The following is a 19,134-nucleotide window of genomic DNA, read 5'->3' as shown; positions in this document are numbered from 1 at the left end:
ATCCATTTTGTTTAATTTGATCTCTTAGATGCACTGCCATAAGGCAATTAGAGCATTATGGCGATGCCAACAAGAATCTTAATCAAAGTTAACTTAATTTTAATACAATATCGCACGAGAAAAGGGAGCGCAACGGGATGCAAAGACAGAGAGAATTTCTCCAGAATGCTCCTTGTATCGTTTAAGCCGCTCTCAATCATGATTCTGGGAAAATGGGGAGTGAGGGAGATGAGGAAGAAGGGGAGAAGTTACAGTAAGTTTTTCCTCCCTGCCCCTCTGCCCCTCCGCACCTCTGCTTCTTGTGCCCAATGCCCTACTTTACTTCTGTAATTTTTAGAGTGTAAGGAAGATACTTGCCTTTTTCGTAGGAACCAACCCAAATTTGGTAACTTCCAGCCAGCCATTCACCAACAATGCCAGCATTTTTGCCATCAAAATCGTCATTGCACCAAGTACCACCGGGCCCTTTGATAATTATGGTGGTGTCTTCAGGACTTTGCACTTGCAGCTTTAGGTAGTCAAATTTACTTGTTAAGGCTAATGTGTGGTCTGGTGTTTCATCCACAAATCCGGTACAAGGGCCAGTGGCTGTTTCGCTTCTCCCACCTACTTGACTCCCAGATATTGAGCCACCACTCATCCCGCGAACTGTCAGGGGGTCTGGTGAAAACTGAGGACTAATGGTGACATCTCCAAATATCGTTGGCGCTTCCTGAGCATCAACCGCAGCATTAACTGTCGATGTGATGAAGAGCGTAACTATCATGAACGATAATCTCATCCCTCTATTGAGCGCTTTTGTCGGCATTGTAATTACGTTCGCTTCTAAGTGTTTTTGAAGACATGAATTTTACACACCAAGTTCCCAACATGAGGAGAATTGACTAACTATTTTAGATGTGAAATTGGGGATAATTCATTAGTAATTAGTCAATGATTTCTTGTTCCCATCGTTGCTTTACCTTATGGATAGGGGCACACGTTTGTGCGCCCCTAAAATCTAAAATATTTCTAAAATCTGAAAGTAATCGCTACTTAGCTTCCGTTATAGCCCGAATCAAGCGCGATTTATCTAAACCAATCTGATTTAGTAGTAACCAAGATTGGATTAAGTCGGGGCCATGAACATCTCCAGTTAAAGCTGCTCGGAGCGATCGCATCACTAAGCCTTTTTTGACTTTTTGTTCTTTCACCACTTGTTTTATAATGTCTTGGGCGGCGGCTTCTGACAGTTGCGGCTGATTTTCTAAAGCTGTGACAATCGCTTCAAGGACAGCAGCAGAACCTTCTTGCTTCAGTTGTGTACTGCCTTCCTCGCTAAATTCAACTGCGTCGCTAAAAAACAGTTGACTTTGAGGTACTGCATCTACCAGGCGAGTCAAACTCTGGCTAATTAAAGTTACTAGCTGTTCTAACCAGGGGCGTTCTCTTCCACCATCAAATTTATAGCCAGCCGCTTCCCAATAGGGTATGAGTAAATCTGTGAGTTTATCTATTAGCGTTTTGTGGATATACTGACTGTTCAACCAATCCAGCTTGTCCCAGTCAAACTTTGCACCTGCTTTATTGACGCGCTCAAAGCCAAATTCTTTAGCTGCTGTTTCTAAGGTAAATATTTCTTGTGTCGAATCTGGTGGCGACCAACCCAGCAATGTCATGTAATTTACCAAACCTTCAGCAGTAAAGCCCATTTTTTGAAAATCAGAAATGGAAGTGACGCCATCTCGCTTAGAAAGCTTGCGCCCTTCCATATTCAAAATTAATGGCGTATGGGAAAACTCTGGAATTTTTGCACCCATCGCTTCATACAGCAGAATTTGTTTGGCAGTGTTGGCGATGTGGTCTTCTCCGCGGATGACGTGGGTGATTTGCATATCGATGTCATCCACTACAACTACAAAATTGTATAAAGGTTGACCGCTACCCTCTTCTGAAGCGCGGGCGATGACCATATCACCACCTAAATCGCTACCTCGCCAAGACATCTTGCCTCTTACTAGATCGTTCCAGACAATTTCCCGCCCATCTTCGATTTTGAAGCGAATTACAAAAGAACGACCTTCTGCTTCAAAGGCGACGCGTTGTTCTGGGGTGAGGTTGCGGTGACGGTTGTCATAGCGAGGTGCTTCGCCTCTAGCTTTTTGAGCTTCTCGGAGCGCCTCTAGTTCTTCGGAAGTAGTGTAGCAGCGATAGGCTAATCCTCGATCTAACAGTTTTTCTACTGCTTCTTTATAAAGATCCAGGCGTTGGGATTGGAAAAATGGGCCTTCATCCCAGTTAAGTCCTAGCCAGCGCAGTCCTTCAAGAATATTGTCGGTGTATTCGGGACGCGATCGCTCTAAATCTGTATCTTCTATTCGCAGGATAAATTTACCGCCGTGGTGGCGGGCAAATAACCAGTTAAATACAGCCGTTCTAGCTGTACCAATATGTAAATTTCCGGTTGGACTCGGCGCAATACGGACTCTAACAGTCACAGTTAATTCTCTCTTTCGCAAAGCATGATAAATGTAGCTTATATTTAAATTCTGAATCCTGAGTCAACCTCTGTGGGTAATTCAAAATCTAATATCACCTAAGTTAAGTGATTTGCTACTCATAAATTTAGAACGGGACTGACGGGGCTCGAACCCGCAACTTCCGCCGTGACAGGGCGGTGCTCTAACCAATTGAACTACAGTCCCTTGTTTGGCAACTTTGCTATTATCACTATTTTTTCTCTACTTGTCAAGTGTTTCGGAGTCAGAAATTAGGAATGATTTTTGTTACGTATCTCCAAAGTGCGAATTGTACGTTAAAAAGACCGTGATAACACAACCTGTGGCTCTGATTCCAGATGCTGCAATATTCGGGATTGCATTTGTTTATACTGCTGTTTCAATAGCTGTTTGCTCAATTGGGGTTGAGAAGTGGGTGGTAGCCTATGGCTTTGTTGCACCCAAGTTTTTAACATTTGCCGCTGAGTTGACTCAATGCGACTACTGAGAACCTTGATGCAAGAATGTGGTGCTTCCAGAGTAAAGAAAATCAAAGGATGTTGTTCATTTTCAGCCAGGAAACTTACCATCCTCAGATTTTGGGGATTTTGCATATCTAAGTAGCACGGTAGCCACTTAGGAGCGAATTGCCGATTATAGAGTACAGTTACCCACAACAACATTGGGTGAGGGGATGTCACAAAGACAAACTGGTTATAACGGGTAGAAACCGCATAATTTTTTATTTCTTGTTTAGACAACATCAACCATAGCGCTGTTATAGATCCTTGTGGAGTGTCTAGAAGCTGGGGAAAAACAATTTCTTGAATTGGTTTATTTTGAGGCCACAAAAGCTGCCGATAGCTTTGTTCTACAGTGATTGGTAATCTAGAATTTAAGGGACTAGTGAGGATGGAGTTAGAGGGGAAATTTGTAGGCGAAGTAGGACAAGTAGACTGTTCTAGACTGTTTAAAACTTGTAAAATTTCAGCGATATTTTGAGGGCGATCGCTTGCTTTTTTAGCCAGACAAGCCATGATTAAATTATTTAGCTTCTGAGGTATTTTAAGAGTAGGTTTAACATCTGCGATCGTTTTTGGTGCCTCAAAATGATGTGCTTTATACCAAGCGCCAAAGTAATCAGTTTCTGTTTCCCAAGGTTTTTTGCCTGTGAGCATTTCAAACATCATCACACCCAGGCTATAAATATCAGAGCGACTATCTAATTTTTCTCCATCTAGCTGTTCTGGAGAACAGTAGGGTAAAGTGCCATTAAATCCGCTACTTGTACTAGCTGTTGATGCATAATTCAAAAATCTAGCAATACCAAAATCGAGAATTTTAACTAACTGACCCAATATCGGATCGGGAATAACTAATATATTGGCAGGCTTGATATCTCGATGAACCAAAGGACAAATTTTGCCATCAATATTAATCCCTTGATGCGCACACTGTAAGCCCAAACAAATTTGGCGAGAGAGAGTCAAGAACATGGGTAGAGATAGCGGAATTAAATCCTTTAAACTCTTACCACATAAATATTCCATGACGTAGTATGGTTTTCCTCTCTCATTCACACCATAATCATAGGCCCGCACTATATGTATGCTCTTTTGACTCAAGGCTGCACTCATTAAAGCTTCACGAGCAAAGTCTTGTTGCATCTTGGTATTAACAACAGTTTGAGTCAAAAACTTGATAGCAACTGGTATACCTCCTAACAAAACATCATTTGCTAAAAAAACTTCACCCATGCCACCGCTGCCAATTAATTGCTTGAGTTGATAACGATTGGCAAGCAAGCCCGTACTACTGGGAGATGTAAATGGGCTTTGATTCACTTTGTTCACCTCTGATGCTGAGTCCATTGAAAGTTAGCAGTAAACACATAAAAATATTATTAGTTAATGGTAGCAAGCCTTTTGATTTTGCTAGCAGAATTTCAACGACGTAATAGCATTTTTAAAAACATTTCCAAAAATTTATTCATCCAAGTTTTTAAAACTTCTGTCTCAGATTTTTGATGTGTGGCTAAGTTTCGTAATATGTCTAACTTCAGCTTTTCGTACTCTGTTTTTAGAATATTTTTGGCTTGACTAGGCAAAATCAATTCATTTGACTGTTGACTTATATCTAACCAATCTAAAAGTTGCTGACGCTGTTTAGCCGTGAGATTTAAAGTCGTTACATGAGAGCAATGAGTTGGCTCTTCTAAGGGGAAAAATAGTAAATGATAGTAGCCTACTTCTGCTAAACTACGTGCTATATTTTGACTCTTGTTATCTTTTAGATCCAGAAAATAAGGTAGCCACTTAGTCGTAGAAGGTTGGGCGTCATATAGTACTGTTACCCACATTAGCATTGGGTATACATTCATTTTACTAATAAATTCAGTAGTATGTATTTTATCCAAAAACTTTGCGATCTCTTGTTTGGGCAACATTGCCCAAAAAGTTGGTATAGGTCTTTGAGCAGTCTGTAGTAAATGGGGAAAACCAATTGGCGCAATTGGTTTATTTTTAGGCCAATTTTTCTGCAAGCACTCTTTTTCTGATAGTAAAGTTGCGGGTACTAATTGAACTGGAAGCGAAACTTTAATAATGTCAGTGCTATTGCTAGAAATAACATTATTAACTTGAACACTAACTTTTTCTAAATCTTCTAATATTTGGTTGATATTCTGAGGGCGCTCGCTTACTTCTTTAGCTAAACAACTCATCAATATTTTTTCTAATATTTCTGGTATTTTAACTTGCGGATTTACTTCTTCAACTGTAGGTGGCATTTGAAAGCGATGGGCTTGATACCAAGTACCAAAGGAGTTACTTTTTGTTTGAAATGGGTGTTTCCCTGTCAGCATCTCAAACATTAATACTCCCAAACTATAAATATCAGAGCGGACATCTAGGAGTTTACGCCCTTCCATGTGTTCTGGAGAACAGTAAGGCAAACTGCCAATAAAAGAATCTGTTAGGGTCATCCCACTTCGCTCTGTTAAAAACTTGGCAATACCAAAATCTAGTATTTTAACAATTTCACCTTTTTTACTATCTTCAGCAATAAATATATTTTCTGGTTTAATATCTCTGTGAACAATAGGATAAATCTCTCCTTTAAGGCTGATACCTTGGTGGGCACATTGTAAGCCTAAACAAATTTGATTACAAATTTCTAAAAACTTCGATATTGTTAAAGGCTGAATTTTCAGAATTTGTTTGAGATTTTTTCCTTGGAGGTATTCCATTACATAAAATGGAGTTTTATCCTCAGTAACTCCATAACTTAAAATGCGAACAATATGTTTACTTTTGCGACCCAATTGAGCGCCAATAAAAATCTCTCTGGCAAAACGTTGGGACATTTGTTGGTTCGACAAACTAAGTGATAAGATTTTGATTGCGATCGGCATACCGCCTTTAGCAGTATCTTCTGCTAGATAAACTCTACCCATCCCCCCTTTGCCAATCAAATCTCTGATTAAATAGCGATTGTTTAAAAAATGTCCGATGTAATCATCTAATTCTGCCTTTTGCCCTACCATACTCTCAATTTTATTTTCTGGCATAAAAATCATTTATAAAAAATGTTATTGGCAAAATACTTTAATAAATCTAGCTAATTATTAAATTTAAATCTATAAGATATCTGAATTTTGAGAAAATTAATTATATGCTGTAAATATGCTTAAGCCCTCTGCAAAAGCTACTAAACATTGTGTAACATATTTATTAAGGATCGCGGTTGAGAAATTACACGTAAACTATAAATAATCTAGTTAAAGTTACTTAGTATATTCAGTGAATACACAGGAATAATCAGAAATAACTAAATAGCAGTAAAGCTACGATGTCTACTACAGGCTACGCCTACGCACTTTTACCTCTATAGAGTTAAAAGTTAAAATTTGGAAATAAACGGCGTAATAATCTAATTAGTGGATTTTCAATTTTTATTTTAAAGGCTAGTATCTGGGTGCGTTGTAGGGAGTTAAAATTATTATCACTGATGAGAATTAATGATTGTTGACCATCCGGTAGTTTTGGACCAAGAGTTAAGCCTTCAATGTTGTCTAGCAGTACATCTAGTTTTCTCAAATCTAACAACAGTTTTTTCTTAACTGGTTTAATATTTTTGAAATCAATTGCTAAAAGGCTATCAATATTATGAATATCATCGGCTTCTTCTAAAGAAACCTGAAACAGAGAAATAGCAAATCCTAAACCAGTAAAAGACCTTTCTAAACTTAAAAAGTGTCCTTGATTATCAAGAGCGAGTAAATCGGGTAATCCACTAGCGAATTTGCCAATTAGATTTAAAAATGGTGTAACTGCTTCAGTTTGGTAAATAAATTCCTTTTCGGGTTGCTTGTCGCTCAAGTTGTATTGCAAAATTCGGCAAGGACTACCGATATTAGGTTTAGCTGCGACACCATCTTGAATTAGAGCATTTTCGGTGGCTGTGAATAGATGCTTATTATCGGGTGTGATGGTGAGGCTTTCAAAAGCTAAATTGTTGCGGATACCTTTTTGATTAGTTTTATCTGGTAAAAATTTGTTTGGTATAGGGAGTGTTGCAATTTCTCTACCAGAAGATATTGAGAACTCTTTAATAAAAGGATTAATTAGTTTTGCAGCATCGCCTTCAGAAGACACAAACACAGTTGCTTTATTAGTTAATGCAATACCTTCTGTATCAGTTTCACCAGGGCGAAATATTTGACCATTTTCATTTAATAATGTAGTAAGGCTGACTGGAATAATTCCATCTTTTTCTAGAAAACCTTTGCTCAAGTCGATTTTAAAGGTGTAGAAACGAACGGCAGACTTTTGACCGCGATCGTCGGAAATAGCGTAATAAAGGTTATTTTTTGCATTATATGTAATTCCAGATAAACCACCGACTTCAGTTTCTTTAAATATTAAACCTTTTTGTAAGGTTGCTTCTCTAATAAAATCTATACTGCTAATTTCAACACTATTTGAAGGAAAGTTTGTGAATACAAGGCTAAGAATTATAATTGGAATCAAAAAATAAATAATTCGTGGAATTACGAAGATTTTTTTAATTGTATGCATAATTTTTTATTAAACCAATATTTGTAGGAACGGACACTTATACCTCCCTACAAATAATATCAATTAAATAAATAATTTAACAGATACAAGCCTGAAAATACCGAAAAATCATGTTTTTTAACTTTGTGACAAGTCTGAGTAGATGCTTCCTTTACTTAGACTTTTCAAAACATATTTTTAATTTGAAAACCTTTTAAAAAATAATAAATTACTTAAGCTAATCGTAAATCATATTCATCTTGAAAAAAGTCGACAAGCCAATCTTTCACTTTATGGGTGGCGCGGCAGTCATCTTCGTTGTAGCGTTGGATAATTTCTAGTAAGGTGCGATCGCCTGTTTCTAACCATCGATCGTACCAGTAAATACACTTGGCACCACTGGCTTCTCGATCGCGCCACTCAAATCCTATCCAACGAGCGATCGCTTTCAAGGCATAGCTTTCTACGGGCAATGCTACACTTTGGGTTAATTGTTCATACACATCCACAAATCGATTCAGTACAGGGCGCACTAAGGAGTGTGGAGTGCCGTAAAGTTTTGCCAACCGTTTGACTGTATCAAACTCATAGACACAAAAATGATAAATAGGCGCTTCGGGATATTGCCAAACCAAATCCAAAAATTGCTGCCAAACTAATTCTTCGTCTTCTGGTTTATCTGCTAAAAAGGAATAAAATTGTTCTGTATTAGCTTGTCTATTAACAACCAAAACCCCTAAAAGATAATCTAAATCTAAGTCTGGCTGGGCTTCAATATCAAAATAAAGCTCTATGGGCGCTGTAAATGTAATATCTTCTGTTGGTAGCGGATATGGTAGAATCAAAGGTCGTTTTTCTAGTGCAGATTGAGCTTGTACTACCAATTTGGGCGCTACTTCGGTGTCAAAACCAAGTAGCTTTTCTAAGCTGCTGGGACTGGTGTTAGCAAGAGATTCCAGTGTGGTAATGTCTAAGGCTTGGAGTTGAGTGTAGCGCAGTGGTGTTACACCTGGTAACAATGAGAGATGTTTTTCAGATTGAGCGATCGCATAACATTCACTATACCAATGGCAAAAATTACACTTTTGGCGAGAAATAAATACCTCTGGCGGATTCGGTAACTCTAATACTTGAATAAACTCCTCCAAAATCTGCTGCATCCGTGGTGTCCATTTGCACAAATCCACTGCATAATTTGTATTTTTGGTTCGCAATATGAGCAAAGCTGTTTCAGGTGCAACTCCCTGCACTGTTGCCAACACTTGGGCATGAAATGCAGCGACAACTTGATATTCTTGCTTCGGGCGCTTACCCAGTTCAATATTTGCTGGGACGTACATCCAATCTCCAAAATGCGATTGTCCCGGTTGTTTCACAAGTAAATCTGGACGACTTAGCAGGGTGTCTGCTTCCGAATAATTTGCTAACAGTACTCCTTTATAGATGTACTCAACCCCACGCTGCATCAATTCTAAAGTCGCCTTCTCTGCCTTTTCCCAGTTTCCATAAGAATAATCTGGTTGGTGATAAGTCATCTGTGCCAAAGCACTCAACTGATGAGCGATTTTGTCCTGTTGCAGTTTCCGTAGCAACTCATTGGGAGCATCGCGCTGACTTTTGTCACCGTGGATATCTAGAAAAGGTCGGCGTTTACAGCGTTGGTATTGCAGTAAGAGTTCAGCATTAATTAGCATCCTTTTAAGTTAACAATAATTAGCAGAATCTGGGAGTAACTGTGACAATTAAAATCTGGAAGTGGCGATACATTTTCTGCGTTAGCGCAGCGTGTCGTAGACAGACGCTACGCTAACAGTGGGCTACGCCAACGCGTCCACGCTTAATTTGCCGTTTATTTTATACTGTCAACAGCTAGAGCGTTTGCTTTTCTGCCAAATTACAACTAAAAGAGAGTAAACATCACAGTTTGTCCATTATTACAAGGTTACATGACAAAACAACATGAGCCGTGTCTCATCTGTGAACGTGTCACACTTTGGAGAAACGGTCAAAATACTTTTGAATATCAATACCCTGTAAACAGCAGATATCCCTTGTAAATTATGACTAGTATTTCTGCATCACCAATCAAGCTGCATCGTCATCGAGAGCAATTTCCCGCTTTAGGGAATAAGGCTTATTTTAACTATGGAGGACAAGGGCCCATGCCCCAAAGGGCAATGGATGCGATCGCCCAAACTCAAGCTTATGTTCAGGAAATAGGCCCCTTTGGGAATGAGGCGTTTAGTTGGATAGCACCTCAAACTCAAGCTGCTAGAGAAGCGATCGCTTTGGAATTTAATGCACCAAGCCAAACAATTACTCTCACCCAAAATGTCACTGTTGGCTGTAATATTGCCATGTGGGGCATTGAATGGCGGGCTGGCGACCATCTACTGCTCTCAGATTGCGAACATCCAGGCGTAATTGCTACAGCACGAGAAATCTCGCGGAGATTCTCTGTAGAAGTTACCACTTGTCCTCTAAAAGCGACTTTAAATGAAGGCGACCCTGTAACCATCATTGCCCAGCACTTGCGCCCCAATACCCGCCTAGTAATATTGAGTCATGTTTTCTGGAATACCGGTCAAGTTTTACCTCTGGACAAAATTGCCGAAGTATGCAGAAATAATCATTCTGCACTATTAATAGATGCTGCCCAATCTGCTGGTTTATTGCCTTTAAACTTGACTGAATTGGGAGTAGATTTTTATGCTTTCACTGGTCACAAATGGTTATGTGGTCCTGCGGGTGCTGGTGGCTTGTATGTTCGACCAGAAGCACGAGAAAGCCTAAAACCTACGTTTATTGGCTTGAATGGTGTTGTTGTAGATAGTCAATCTCAACCTGTGGATTGGCTTCCAGATGGGCGACGATACGAAGTGTCTACATTAGCTTATCCGTTGTATCTTGGTTTAAAGGAAGCGATCGCAATTCATCAGCAATGGGGAACGTCAGAGGAACGTTACGAGCAAATTTGTCATAACAGTGAGTACCTCTGGCGACAATTAACGGCGTTACCCAATATTAAATGTTTGCGAACTTCCCCACCTGAAAGCGGTATAGTCTCTTTTCAACTTGCAAATAATCAACCTCAAGCTCATCTGAAGTTGGTGCAATTTTTGGACTCACAAAGAATATTAACTCGGACAATTGCCGATCCTAGCTGTATACGTGCTACCGTTCATTATTTTACTTTAGAATTGGAAATCGACTTATTGATTGAGGCGATTCAAAATTTTTGCAAAATTAATTAAAAGTTAGGAGTTGTAAGTTAGCGTGTAGAACTTATGATTTTAACTCCTAACTTTTAACTCCTAACTCTTAACTCCTAACTTAAAAATGGAACGCCCAATTTTATATTTAGCCATAACAAACCACGGCTTTGGTCATGCTACCCGCACGGCTTCTGTCGCTGCAACAATTCAAAAGTTATGTCCAGAAGTTCTGCTAATTGTGGTGAGTACTGCCCCACGTTGGTTGCTAGAGTGCTATATAGAAGGCGATTTTATCTATCGTCCTCGTGCATTTGATTTGGGTGTGGTACAAACAGATAGTTTGACAATGGATAAAGGTGCGACTTTAGAAAAGTTACTGGATATTCAGAAGCATCAAAATTCGCTGATTGCCTCAGAAGTGAATTTTATCCGCCAAAATCGCGTTAATCTTATTTTGGCAGATATTCCCTTCCTCGCTCCTGGGTTTGCCAAAGCTGCAAATATTCCCTGCTGGATGATGAGTAACTTTGGCTGGGACTTTATCTACCGAGATTGGGGAGGCGAATTTACCGCAGTTGCAGATTGGATTAGTGATTGGTATTCAAAGTGCGATCGCTTGTTTCGTCTTCCTTTCCACGAACCAATGCCAGCTTTTAATAATATCACAGATGTCGGCTTGACAGGCGGTTCCCCCCGTCACTCTGCTGATGATTTACGTTCTGTTTGGGGAATAACAGCACCACTCGAAAAAACCATTTTGTTGACTTTTGGTGGGTTGGGTTTACAGCAAATTCCTTATAATAATTTACAGCGATTTTCAGATTGGCAATTTATCGTCTTCGATCGATCTGCTCCTGATTTACCTAATTTGGTGAAAATTAATGACCGCAAATACCGCCCTGTAGATTTTATGCCTATTTGTGGGCGGGTTGTTTCTAAACCAGGTTATAGTACTTTTTCGGAAGCCACAATACTAGGAGTACCAATTGTTACTATACCGCGTGAAGACTTTGCCGAAGCAACTTTTATAGTAGAAGGCATAGTTAATTATAATCAGCATCAAATCATCACCCCCTCTGAGTTTTTTCAAGAGACTTGGAATTTTCTCCATGAGTTACCCCAACCTCCAAGGCAATCTCAAACAATTGCTAAGGATGGTAATGAAACTATAGCTAAAGCTGTTCTCAATTATTTACAGACGAAATAAAGTTATTTAAATGCAATATCCATAAATAATTTAAAATATACTCGATCTAGCAAACGACCAAATCAAGCTGATTAAACTGCTAATTCGCTTTTACTACCATCAATAATTACTGTTTTAAATGACTCACTACCAAAAGTTACTAAAAATTTCCACTACTGGTAAATCTTTTTACAACATCACTGCAAAAATTGCAGCCGCAGTTGCCGAATCGGGAGTTGAAACTGGTCTTTGTACTTTATTTTTGCGCCACACTTCAGCCAGTTTGGTCATCCAAGAAAATGCCGATCCTGATGTTCTTGTGGATCTAGCTAATTTTATGGCAAAACTCGTGCCAGAATCAGGCAAATACATCCATGATGCAGAAGGCCCCGATGATATGCCAGCACATATTCGTACTGCACTCACCCACACTTCTGAACATATACCCATTAATCGCGGTCACTTAGTACTAGGAACTTGGCAGGGAATTTATATTTGGGAACACCGCCAACGCAGTCATTCCAGAGAATTGGTTGTTCACATTTCTGGATAGCCGATTCTCAAGTTTTATTGAAGGTGTGGTTTTCTAGAGTTTAAATACTCTGGTTATACTGTCTACATTTTGGATATAATCTCCTAAAATCACGGTGATATGCATTAAATAAATGTCGCCTTGATAAATTTATCATGACAATTATTAACGCAAAACTAATCAGAGATGCATTAAACAATTCGTGTATATTTGTAAATCAAAAAGTTAAGTTTATTTGTGATTATTAAATAATCCGTTGATGCCAAGATACACTAATATTTAGTGTCAGCTGTCTGGGCTATTACTATTACTATGAAGCAAGAACTAACACCAACTAATACTTTTCAGAATATTGATGAAATACTTGCCCAGCAGTCTGTTAAATTATTGTCACTGAGTCCCCAAAAAATATTAATTACCAGCTTTGCAGAGTTAGGAAATTTGATTGCGAAACAAAATACCGACATTCAAATTATCACAATTATTCAAGAAATTCTCGAAAGCATAGTTCGTACTCAATTGCAAAACTTCCCAGAAAACATCTTTTGGGATTTCGATTTTCTGGTAAGTAGTATGCTTAGGCAGGCTTTAAATGCAGAGGAGGGTACTATTGCATTCTTAAAAATTTTTGGTGAAAAGATGGTTTGTCTAACAAAGATGTTCGGCAATAAAACGGAAATGCGCTTTCGTTATGTTCATGATTTTATGTATGGGTTTGAGTGGGCAAGATGGGTACAAAAAGAGCCACAAAAACGCGCACATATAGAGCCTTTTAGTCTCGTATTTTTGGATTATTTGCTCGTCAAAGGTAAGGAACTTTTACAACGTATTAATCATGGTCAGGTCGTATCTTATAAACTGTGTGAGACGGGCTACCGCAACCCCTTTACCTTTTCTCGCGAACCAGAAGATGAATACCGTCTGCTAACTTATCTTGCTGAAGAACAACTTATTCCAGTAGCAGTATGGGACTGGAACGCTTGCCCTGTATGGAATAAACCTTTTCAGGAAATGCGCCAGCAATTAGCATTAAAATTAAATATTCAACCACAGAGACGCTGATTAGTAATTAAAAATTGCTGAAGAAAATAATTATGAAAATTGCTGATTTAATTACTTGGTTTGAAGCATGGGCGAATCCTGCTTGGTGTGAAAGTTGGGATAATTGTGGCTGGCAAATTGAACCAGGAGTTTTGCAAGAAGAAACACGGGTTTTGGTGTGTTTGACACCGACTTTGGCGGTAATGCAAGAAGCGATCGCAGAAAATGCTAATCTGATATTCGCCCATCATCCCTTGATTTTTAATCCTCTCAAATCTTTACGCACTGGTGAAGCGATCGCTGAAGTGGTACGGTTAGCCTTTACCCATAATATTGGTATTTACACTGCTCACACTAATTTTGACCAAGTGGAAGATGGGACTGCTGACGTTTTAGCTCAGATTTTAGAACTCAAAGAAGTTACTCCCATAGAACTTACACAAGCAGGATTAGGATATGGCCGTGTTGGTTTGCTAGAGCCATTTCTGACATTACAGGAATTACTCGCAACCATTCAAACCCGACTTGCTCCCCCTAATTTGATTTTTTCCCCAAGTGCTGATTTACAGCAAACGATTTCACGAGTTGCTGTTTTGGGTGGTTCGGGGGCCAGTTACATTTCAGCCGTCGCCAAAACAGGTGCCCAAGCTTATCTGACTTCTGACTGTAAATTCCATCAGTTTCAAGAAAGCCGCGATCGCAATCTCATTTTAATCGATGCTGGACATTACGCTACCGAACGTCCGGCTTGCGATCGCTTAGTGCAAAAATTCCAGTCTTTAAACTTAGACTGGGTGCAATTAAGTCAAAAAGATGAAGATTTCCGCCAGTTTTTTGCTTGATTGCTGATGTCTCATTGTATTTTGTTGGTGCTTTTTGAAAAAATTGTTGTATTTTAATTCTGTTAAGATATTCAGCTTTTCAACATTGATGCTGAAAATTCCTGTGTCCTTTTATCTGTGTAATATTAAAGTGTCCAAAACCCATATCGTGATATAAATCACTGGTTGAGCGTAATACTAATCACACAGTATTAATGTTTCATATCAATTAGTAAGATAGGAAAATGTTCCACACTAGACCTAATAATTTGCTCACTCTGCCCTAATCAAGATGATTCGCACAATTATTGCATCTGCTTTCCAAACCGGATATCTTAGTGTTGAATCTGAGGGTTTACTCCAGCAGGTGCTAGCCACTAAATGCTATCAGTCAGAGGATTTACCAGAGCTTGCAGCCCTATACGATGCAGTTCGCGCCGGAAAAATTAAACGAGAAGCATCCTCGTCAAACGTGCTTATAGAATTTCCTTTACCACATAAATCCTCCTGAGACTTCTGGATTAGAATTTTCTCATGGTCTTTTTTCTCTACTCTTCCCTGACGCTGTTGCCTTTTTTCAGGTTTTTGCCTGAAAACTCAAAACTATTTGGGTGTTGTTGTTGAAAAGCATCAAGGTCAGCAAGAGAATGAGTTAAGATCAGATACAAGTGGGTAAAAGTAAAGCCAAGTCCCCGGACTTCCCAGTAATGCCAATGATTAAAAGTAGGCAAGTTAAACAACCGCAATCAACGATTGTTTTGGAGTATTCTTTATTACATAATGGTAAGAATGACTCACCAGCAAATATAAACCTGGTTAGGACAGGTACCGAATTGTTTGACTTTTATAGAAGCAGACATTCCCTAGAATAAGCTGGAGGGAGATTGAATTCATTGTTAGAGCAACCATTGATTTGTGACCCAACATTATCCTGATATTTTGACAAATGAAGCAAATCTTGGGATTGGGTTATGAAGCGCACTTGTTCTAAACAGTGAAATTAACCTCTTAAAGGTGTAATGTAATGGGGTAGAACCCAGATTTTGACAGGTTTAACTACGTTGTTTAAAAAGGCAGAAACAGTACATGCTACACCGCAAGATTTATCAACTGTGTTGCGATGGGCGCGAGGTATGTGTTTTCTTGCGGGACCAGCAACGCTGGATTGAACGCGCCCGCATCATAGACATAGAGGGAGATTTAGTGACCCTACGCTATGAAACAGAGGAAGAGGACGAAGTTTGTTCTTGGGAAGAAATGGTTCGCCTCGAGAGCATTGGTGCTGTAACGCAAAAATTGGCTTCAGTACCGCGCGGTAATGTAGAACCTCTGATGACTGAAGATTGTCCCGAAGCAGAGCGCATTCACAACCGTTACACTGACTCGAATCCAGAATAATCAGTCATTAGTCATTAGTTATTAGTCATTAGTCATTAGTTAAAAATGACAAAGGACAGCGGACTAGTGACTATTGGCTATCATTCAAGCCTTCAAAGGCAGGACAGTAACCTTCGAGAGTTACTTTAAAGTTATACAACGGGGAAGCTGGATTCCAACAACGCTGCCCCCTTTGATGTCGGCAAGTACCACAACAGTCTACATCTGTCCAGGTATAGCGATCGCTGTTTTGGTTGAGCAGTTCTCGTTGAGACAATCCCCTTAATACTAATTCTTCCCCTTGCCAACGAGCTTCGATTAAACCAGTATCGGCAAATTGCCGCCAACGCTGATCGGCAGTAATCACATTGGGTAGGGTGATTGTGATTACTGTTCCTAACTCTGTCAGTTCGCCTTCATAGTTAGTTTCTGGTGCTGCTGGTTGTAAAAATGTGTCGCCGATAGGCAGTTCTACTAAGGTATCAGCCGCCGGAGAATGTACGTGGTAGCGGTTTTGCAACTCCTCTAAGCTAGTCAGGTCTGCCAAGTAAGCAGGGGAACCGTGGACAAAAACGACGTGCTGGGGTCGCAAATTATGAATTAGCTGTGTAGTACCAGGGCCATCACTATGTTGAGCTAAAAGATAAGTTTCGACAGTGCTGGGCGCTAAATATTCTTTGTTAACTTTTATATCAATTTTTTCTGGTAGGAGAATCAGCCAAGGGCCGGTGTCTAATTGGCAGTGTTCGCCTAAATCAGATGTCGAGTCGGTGAGGACAATACAAGGTGACTTGCCTACACTGGGACGATGTTCTGCTTGTAGACGACGCACGCGGGGACGTACCCGTTCATCCCAAAATAAGGGTTGATGGCGGGCGAAGTTCTGCACCGATGGGGGGAGATGGGGTAACAGTTCTAGATATGCATCGCATCCAGTGGCGACAGCACCATCTACCCAAATATCTAAATCTCGTCCGGTGAAATGGTGATGCGATCGCAAGAGCATTAATAATTCTTGACCCAATCCTAAAGCTGGGGTGGGAAGAATTACAGAACAATGGTCGGCGATCGCGCGATTAATTCGCTCGGCTAATTGATTTTCTTGGTTGCGGCGATGAGGATGACGGGATGTGCCATAACTACCTTCAATGATTAGCACATCTAAATCTAAGCCCCGCAGTTCCTCTAAACGCAAACCTTCTACCAGGCGGGAGTTCGATAAGAAAAAGTCTCCTGTATACAGTAGCTTGTAAGTACGCTGCTGGGTGGTATAGCTGAGGAGAATTGCTACTGCTCCTGGTAAATGTCCTGCGGGAAATAATTCTGCCACCAAACCATCTTGGAATTCCACAGGCGATCGCAATGGCAAGGCATGACAAAATTGGGAAATTTTCTTAGGGTCTTCGTCTAGCCAATTCAGCGGTAATAACTTGCTAGTTACCTCACTACCATAAATCGGTAACTTGGGAAAAGCTGTATGCAGCGCCAGTAAGCCTTTAGCATGATCTGGGTGGGCATGACTAATCAAAACTAAATCTGCTGGTAGGGGCGAACTAGTTTCACGTCCCGATTTAGTAAGCCCCTTAGCCAGCGATGAAATATCCTCCAAACCACAGTCCAACAGAATGCGGTGTGGCCCCATTTTCACCAATAAACACACGCCTTCATTGTCATGCTGGACGCTATAGGGCAAACATTCTAATTCACTACCCGCTTCCGCAGCATCTACGCGAGAGGATGCCGATAGATTATCCCTCATGCTCTCCTCCCCTCAAACCTGATCGTCATGGACATATCCCAAAAGCCAAAAGTTACACAAATTTTGGTTTTGTGACTTAGGGGTAAGTTTTATCGTGCGCCCCTACACCCTGAGAATACGGATTTTTGATTGGGGAGGACGCCTGCACCGAACCCGCACTGGTTCGGAAAGGTGGGCTAACCAGAAGCTATCAAACTAGTAGCTCAGGGAGTTTGCCTCTGGTTTCTTTTCCCTTTACAAGTTTTGAGCGCTCTTAGCCAACTCACCCTCCGGGAAGTCGATCGAGCGCCTACAGATTTATCTCAATGTGCGGAGCCATTGCCATGATAGTTATCTGAATCATAGAATCCATTCTTCGTGCCAAAAAATAAGCACGAAAGCGTAAATATAACTGTTAATCCAGCTAGAATCAGCTTTACATCCATTTGTCTGCTGCCCTTTACTCAAAGACTTTCCTATATTAATTTAGTGCTTCCGCAATCAAACGGAATCACTAGAAAATCTTTACTATGCTTATATGGATTGGGCAATAGGTAAATTTACCACAATCAGTCAGATTGTAGAACCTTTCGGTTCACCTGTCTATCTATCTAGATGTAAAGCAATATGACAACGAGCAATCGTCTACAGCCCGTAAAAATCCTCATTTAAAATCTGCTCAATCGAAAAAAGACAAACGGTGGGATATTCACTTTCTTGGGGTATGCGAATTCCAAACTTAGCCAGTTTAGCTTCCTTAATTGCTAGCTTACGAGCATCTGGGTAGGCTTTTTCTACCGCCTCTACCAGAAAACTTTTTAAAGAAGGAGTATCTGTCAAATTATTGATAACTCGCTGACGATGTTCAAGTATGGAGCTATACCAGCTTCCTTTCATGCTATCGGGGACATCATACTGAACGCGTAACTTGAGTAAATGCGCTAACAAAATTGTCAGATTGCTTTTGAGGGCATTTTTTTCTGCTTTACCCAAATCAACTAGTTCCTCAATCAAATGCTCAATATCCAACGCCTCAAATTCATGATTTTGTAACTGTTGAATGGTTTGCTCAATCCATAATTGCAAATCGCGATCGTATAGCGGGTTAGGCATTTTTCAGATCAACTCCTAGTTTCTCACTCGATCGTAGCGATGAAAGCGATCGCACTTAGAGGATGTTTGAAAAGTGGTTGGCTGTGATTTGAGGCACTAACTGATCCCCCCTAACCCCCCTTAAAAAAGGGGGGAACCGGAATCAAAGTCCCCCTTTTTAAGGGGGATTTAGGGGGATCTAGAACGTTTTGTTACCGAGAAGAAAACTTTTTAAACATCCTCTTAGAGCCAAGGCAATGGAATTGCTTGCGGTACAGTGCATGAACGCGGCTACACAGGTACGAATAACGGATTATCTAGTTCGCAACAACTGCACAAAGGTATTACTCACTGTATTATCTTTAGTATCGGCGGCGTATTGAATCAATTCTTCCCGCAGTTTTTTGGCTGCATCTATCTCAAGTAAGGTTGCTAGCAAGAAGTAAACACCACGAAAACGCGGATCGCCCATTCACTCTAGTCATTTGAAAGCTTAAAAACTTGAGTGCATATTTTCAGATGCCCCTGTATTGCATCATCCCAGGTGGGGTAGAAGTTCCTTTTTCCATCCATTACCCCACCCATGACCAAAGTTTCA

The 19,134-nt window shown here is 40.2% G+C and carries 15 protein-coding genes, 1 tRNA gene and 1 pseudogene; 7 read left to right on the top strand and 10 right to left on the bottom strand.

Features of this window, described 5'->3' with window-relative positions:
• Nucleotides 1-313: 313 nt before the first annotated feature.
• The 7 genes from AC1F2U_RS23900 to AC1F2U_RS23870 all read right to left on the bottom strand — a co-directional run bounded on the left by AC1F2U_RS23900 (nt 314) and on the right by AC1F2U_RS23870 (nt 9,228).
• On the bottom strand, nt 314-808 hold the full coding sequence (locus AC1F2U_RS23900; protein ID WP_480263348.1) for a hypothetical protein: 495 nt from the start codon (nt 806-808) through the stop codon (nt 314-316).
• 223 nt (nt 809-1,031) lie between these two features.
• On the bottom strand, nt 1,032-2,477 hold the full coding sequence (gene gltX / locus AC1F2U_RS23895; RefSeq protein WP_480263347.1) for a glutamate--tRNA ligase: 1,446 nt from the start codon (nt 2,475-2,477) through the stop codon (nt 1,032-1,034).
• A gap of 133 nt (nt 2,478-2,610) precedes the next feature.
• Nucleotides 2,611-2,684, bottom strand: a tRNA-Asp gene (locus AC1F2U_RS23890).
• A 110-nt stretch (nt 2,685-2,794) separates the two neighbouring features.
• On the bottom strand, nt 2,795-4,321 hold the full coding sequence (locus tag AC1F2U_RS23885) for a serine/threonine protein kinase (protein ID WP_480263346.1): 1,527 nt from the start codon (nt 4,319-4,321) through the stop codon (nt 2,795-2,797).
• A gap of 101 nt (nt 4,322-4,422) precedes the next feature.
• Nucleotides 4,423-6,045 carry a serine/threonine protein kinase gene (locus AC1F2U_RS23880; RefSeq protein ID WP_480263345.1) on the bottom strand — a complete coding sequence of 541 codons (1,623 nt, stop codon included), beginning with the start codon at nt 6,043-6,045 and terminating at the stop codon, nt 4,423-4,425.
• 325 nt (nt 6,046-6,370) lie between these two features.
• Nucleotides 6,371-7,555 (bottom strand): esterase-like activity of phytase family protein, encoded by a 1,185-nt coding sequence (locus AC1F2U_RS23875; protein ID WP_480263344.1) that lies wholly within the window; start codon nt 7,553-7,555, stop codon nt 6,371-6,373.
• 212 nt (nt 7,556-7,767) lie between these two features.
• The gene (locus AC1F2U_RS23870) at nt 7,768-9,228 is read right to left on the bottom strand and encodes a TM0106 family RecB-like putative nuclease (RefSeq protein ID WP_480263343.1); all 1,461 of its coding nucleotides are present in this window, start codon (nt 9,226-9,228) and stop codon (nt 7,768-7,770) included.
• Between the two features lie 366 nt (nt 9,229-9,594).
• On the opposite strand from AC1F2U_RS23870, the gene AC1F2U_RS23865 reads away from it, so the two are divergent.
• The 7 genes from AC1F2U_RS23865 to AC1F2U_RS23835 all read left to right on the top strand — a co-directional run bounded on the left by AC1F2U_RS23865 (nt 9,595) and on the right by AC1F2U_RS23835 (nt 15,727).
• The gene (locus AC1F2U_RS23865) at nt 9,595-10,788 is read left to right on the top strand and encodes an aminotransferase class V-fold PLP-dependent enzyme (protein ID WP_480263342.1); all 1,194 of its coding nucleotides are present in this window, start codon (nt 9,595-9,597) and stop codon (nt 10,786-10,788) included.
• Between the two features lie 85 nt (nt 10,789-10,873).
• Entirely contained in the window at nt 10,874-11,956 is a 1,083-nt protein-coding gene (locus tag AC1F2U_RS23860) for a glycosyl transferase (RefSeq protein ID WP_480263341.1), read from the top strand.
• A 118-nt stretch (nt 11,957-12,074) separates the two neighbouring features.
• Nucleotides 12,075-12,488 (top strand): secondary thiamine-phosphate synthase enzyme YjbQ, encoded by a 414-nt coding sequence (locus AC1F2U_RS23855; protein WP_480263340.1) that lies wholly within the window; start codon nt 12,075-12,077, stop codon nt 12,486-12,488.
• Nucleotides 12,489-12,779: 291 nt separating this feature from the next.
• Entirely contained in the window at nt 12,780-13,529 is a 750-nt protein-coding gene (locus AC1F2U_RS23850; RefSeq protein ID WP_480263339.1) for a hypothetical protein, read from the top strand.
• A 32-nt stretch (nt 13,530-13,561) separates the two neighbouring features.
• Nucleotides 13,562-14,350, top strand: a complete 789-nt coding sequence (locus tag AC1F2U_RS23845) for a Nif3-like dinuclear metal center hexameric protein (RefSeq protein ID WP_480263338.1) — start codon at nt 13,562-13,564, stop codon at nt 14,348-14,350.
• Nucleotides 14,351-14,621: 271 nt separating this feature from the next.
• Nucleotides 14,622-14,840, top strand: coding sequence for a hypothetical protein (locus AC1F2U_RS23840; protein WP_194042969.1), 219 nt, complete (start codon nt 14,622-14,624; stop codon nt 14,838-14,840).
• A gap of 575 nt (nt 14,841-15,415) precedes the next feature.
• Nucleotides 15,416-15,727: a DUF6679 family protein gene (locus AC1F2U_RS23835; RefSeq protein WP_012408115.1), complete on the top strand. Its 312-nt coding sequence runs from the start codon at nt 15,416-15,418 to the stop codon at nt 15,725-15,727.
• 70 nt (nt 15,728-15,797) lie between these two features.
• Here AC1F2U_RS23835 and AC1F2U_RS23830 read toward each other — a convergent pair whose 3' ends face one another.
• The 3 genes and pseudogenes from AC1F2U_RS23830 to AC1F2U_RS23820 all read right to left on the bottom strand — a co-directional run.
• Nucleotides 15,798-17,465: an MBL fold metallo-hydrolase gene (locus AC1F2U_RS23830; protein ID WP_480263337.1), complete on the bottom strand. Its 1,668-nt coding sequence runs from the start codon at nt 17,463-17,465 to the stop codon at nt 15,798-15,800.
• A 624-nt stretch (nt 17,466-18,089) separates the two neighbouring features.
• Nucleotides 18,090-18,557: a DUF29 domain-containing protein gene (locus AC1F2U_RS23825; RefSeq protein ID WP_480263336.1), complete on the bottom strand. Its 468-nt coding sequence runs from the start codon at nt 18,555-18,557 to the stop codon at nt 18,090-18,092.
• Between the two features lie 292 nt (nt 18,558-18,849).
• Nucleotides 18,850-19,008 (bottom strand): annotated as a pseudogene (locus tag AC1F2U_RS23820) (hypothetical protein); the annotation flags it as partial.
• Nucleotides 19,009-19,134: the final 126 nt, after the last annotated feature.

It is taken from the genome of Nostoc sp. LEGE 12454 (genome assembly GCF_056620565.1).
The sequence above is the reverse complement of the archived record's forward strand: the minus strand, read 5'-3'. Positions and strand labels throughout refer to the sequence as shown.

Coding starts and splice junctions, on each gene's coding strand:
- AC1F2U_RS23835 (WP_012408115.1), top strand. CDS start 15,416: ATGCTACACCGCAAGATTTATCAACTGTGTTGCGATGGGCGCGAGGTA.
- AC1F2U_RS23850 (WP_480263339.1), top strand. CDS start 12,780: ATGAAGCAAGAACTAACACCAACTAATACTTTTCAGAATATTGATGAA.
- AC1F2U_RS23830 (WP_480263337.1), bottom strand. CDS start 17,465: ATGAGGGATAATCTATCGGCATCCTCTCGCGTAGATGCTGCGGAAGCG.
- AC1F2U_RS23865 (WP_480263342.1), top strand. CDS start 9,595: ATGACTAGTATTTCTGCATCACCAATCAAGCTGCATCGTCATCGAGAG.
- AC1F2U_RS23880 (WP_480263345.1), bottom strand. CDS start 6,045: ATGCCAGAAAATAAAATTGAGAGTATGGTAGGGCAAAAGGCAGAATTA.
- AC1F2U_RS23825 (WP_480263336.1), bottom strand. CDS start 18,557: ATGCCTAACCCGCTATACGATCGCGATTTGCAATTATGGATTGAGCAA.
- AC1F2U_RS23900 (WP_480263348.1), bottom strand. CDS start 808: ATGCCGACAAAAGCGCTCAATAGAGGGATGAGATTATCGTTCATGATA.
- AC1F2U_RS23860 (WP_480263341.1), top strand. CDS start 10,874: ATGGAACGCCCAATTTTATATTTAGCCATAACAAACCACGGCTTTGGT.
- AC1F2U_RS23875 (WP_480263344.1), bottom strand. CDS start 7,555: ATGCATACAATTAAAAAAATCTTCGTAATTCCACGAATTATTTATTTT.
- AC1F2U_RS23855 (WP_480263340.1), top strand. CDS start 12,075: ATGACTCACTACCAAAAGTTACTAAAAATTTCCACTACTGGTAAATCT.
- AC1F2U_RS23870 (WP_480263343.1), bottom strand. CDS start 9,228: ATGCTAATTAATGCTGAACTCTTACTGCAATACCAACGCTGTAAACGC.
- AC1F2U_RS23845 (WP_480263338.1), top strand. CDS start 13,562: ATGAAAATTGCTGATTTAATTACTTGGTTTGAAGCATGGGCGAATCCT.
- AC1F2U_RS23840 (WP_194042969.1), top strand. CDS start 14,622: ATGATTCGCACAATTATTGCATCTGCTTTCCAAACCGGATATCTTAGT.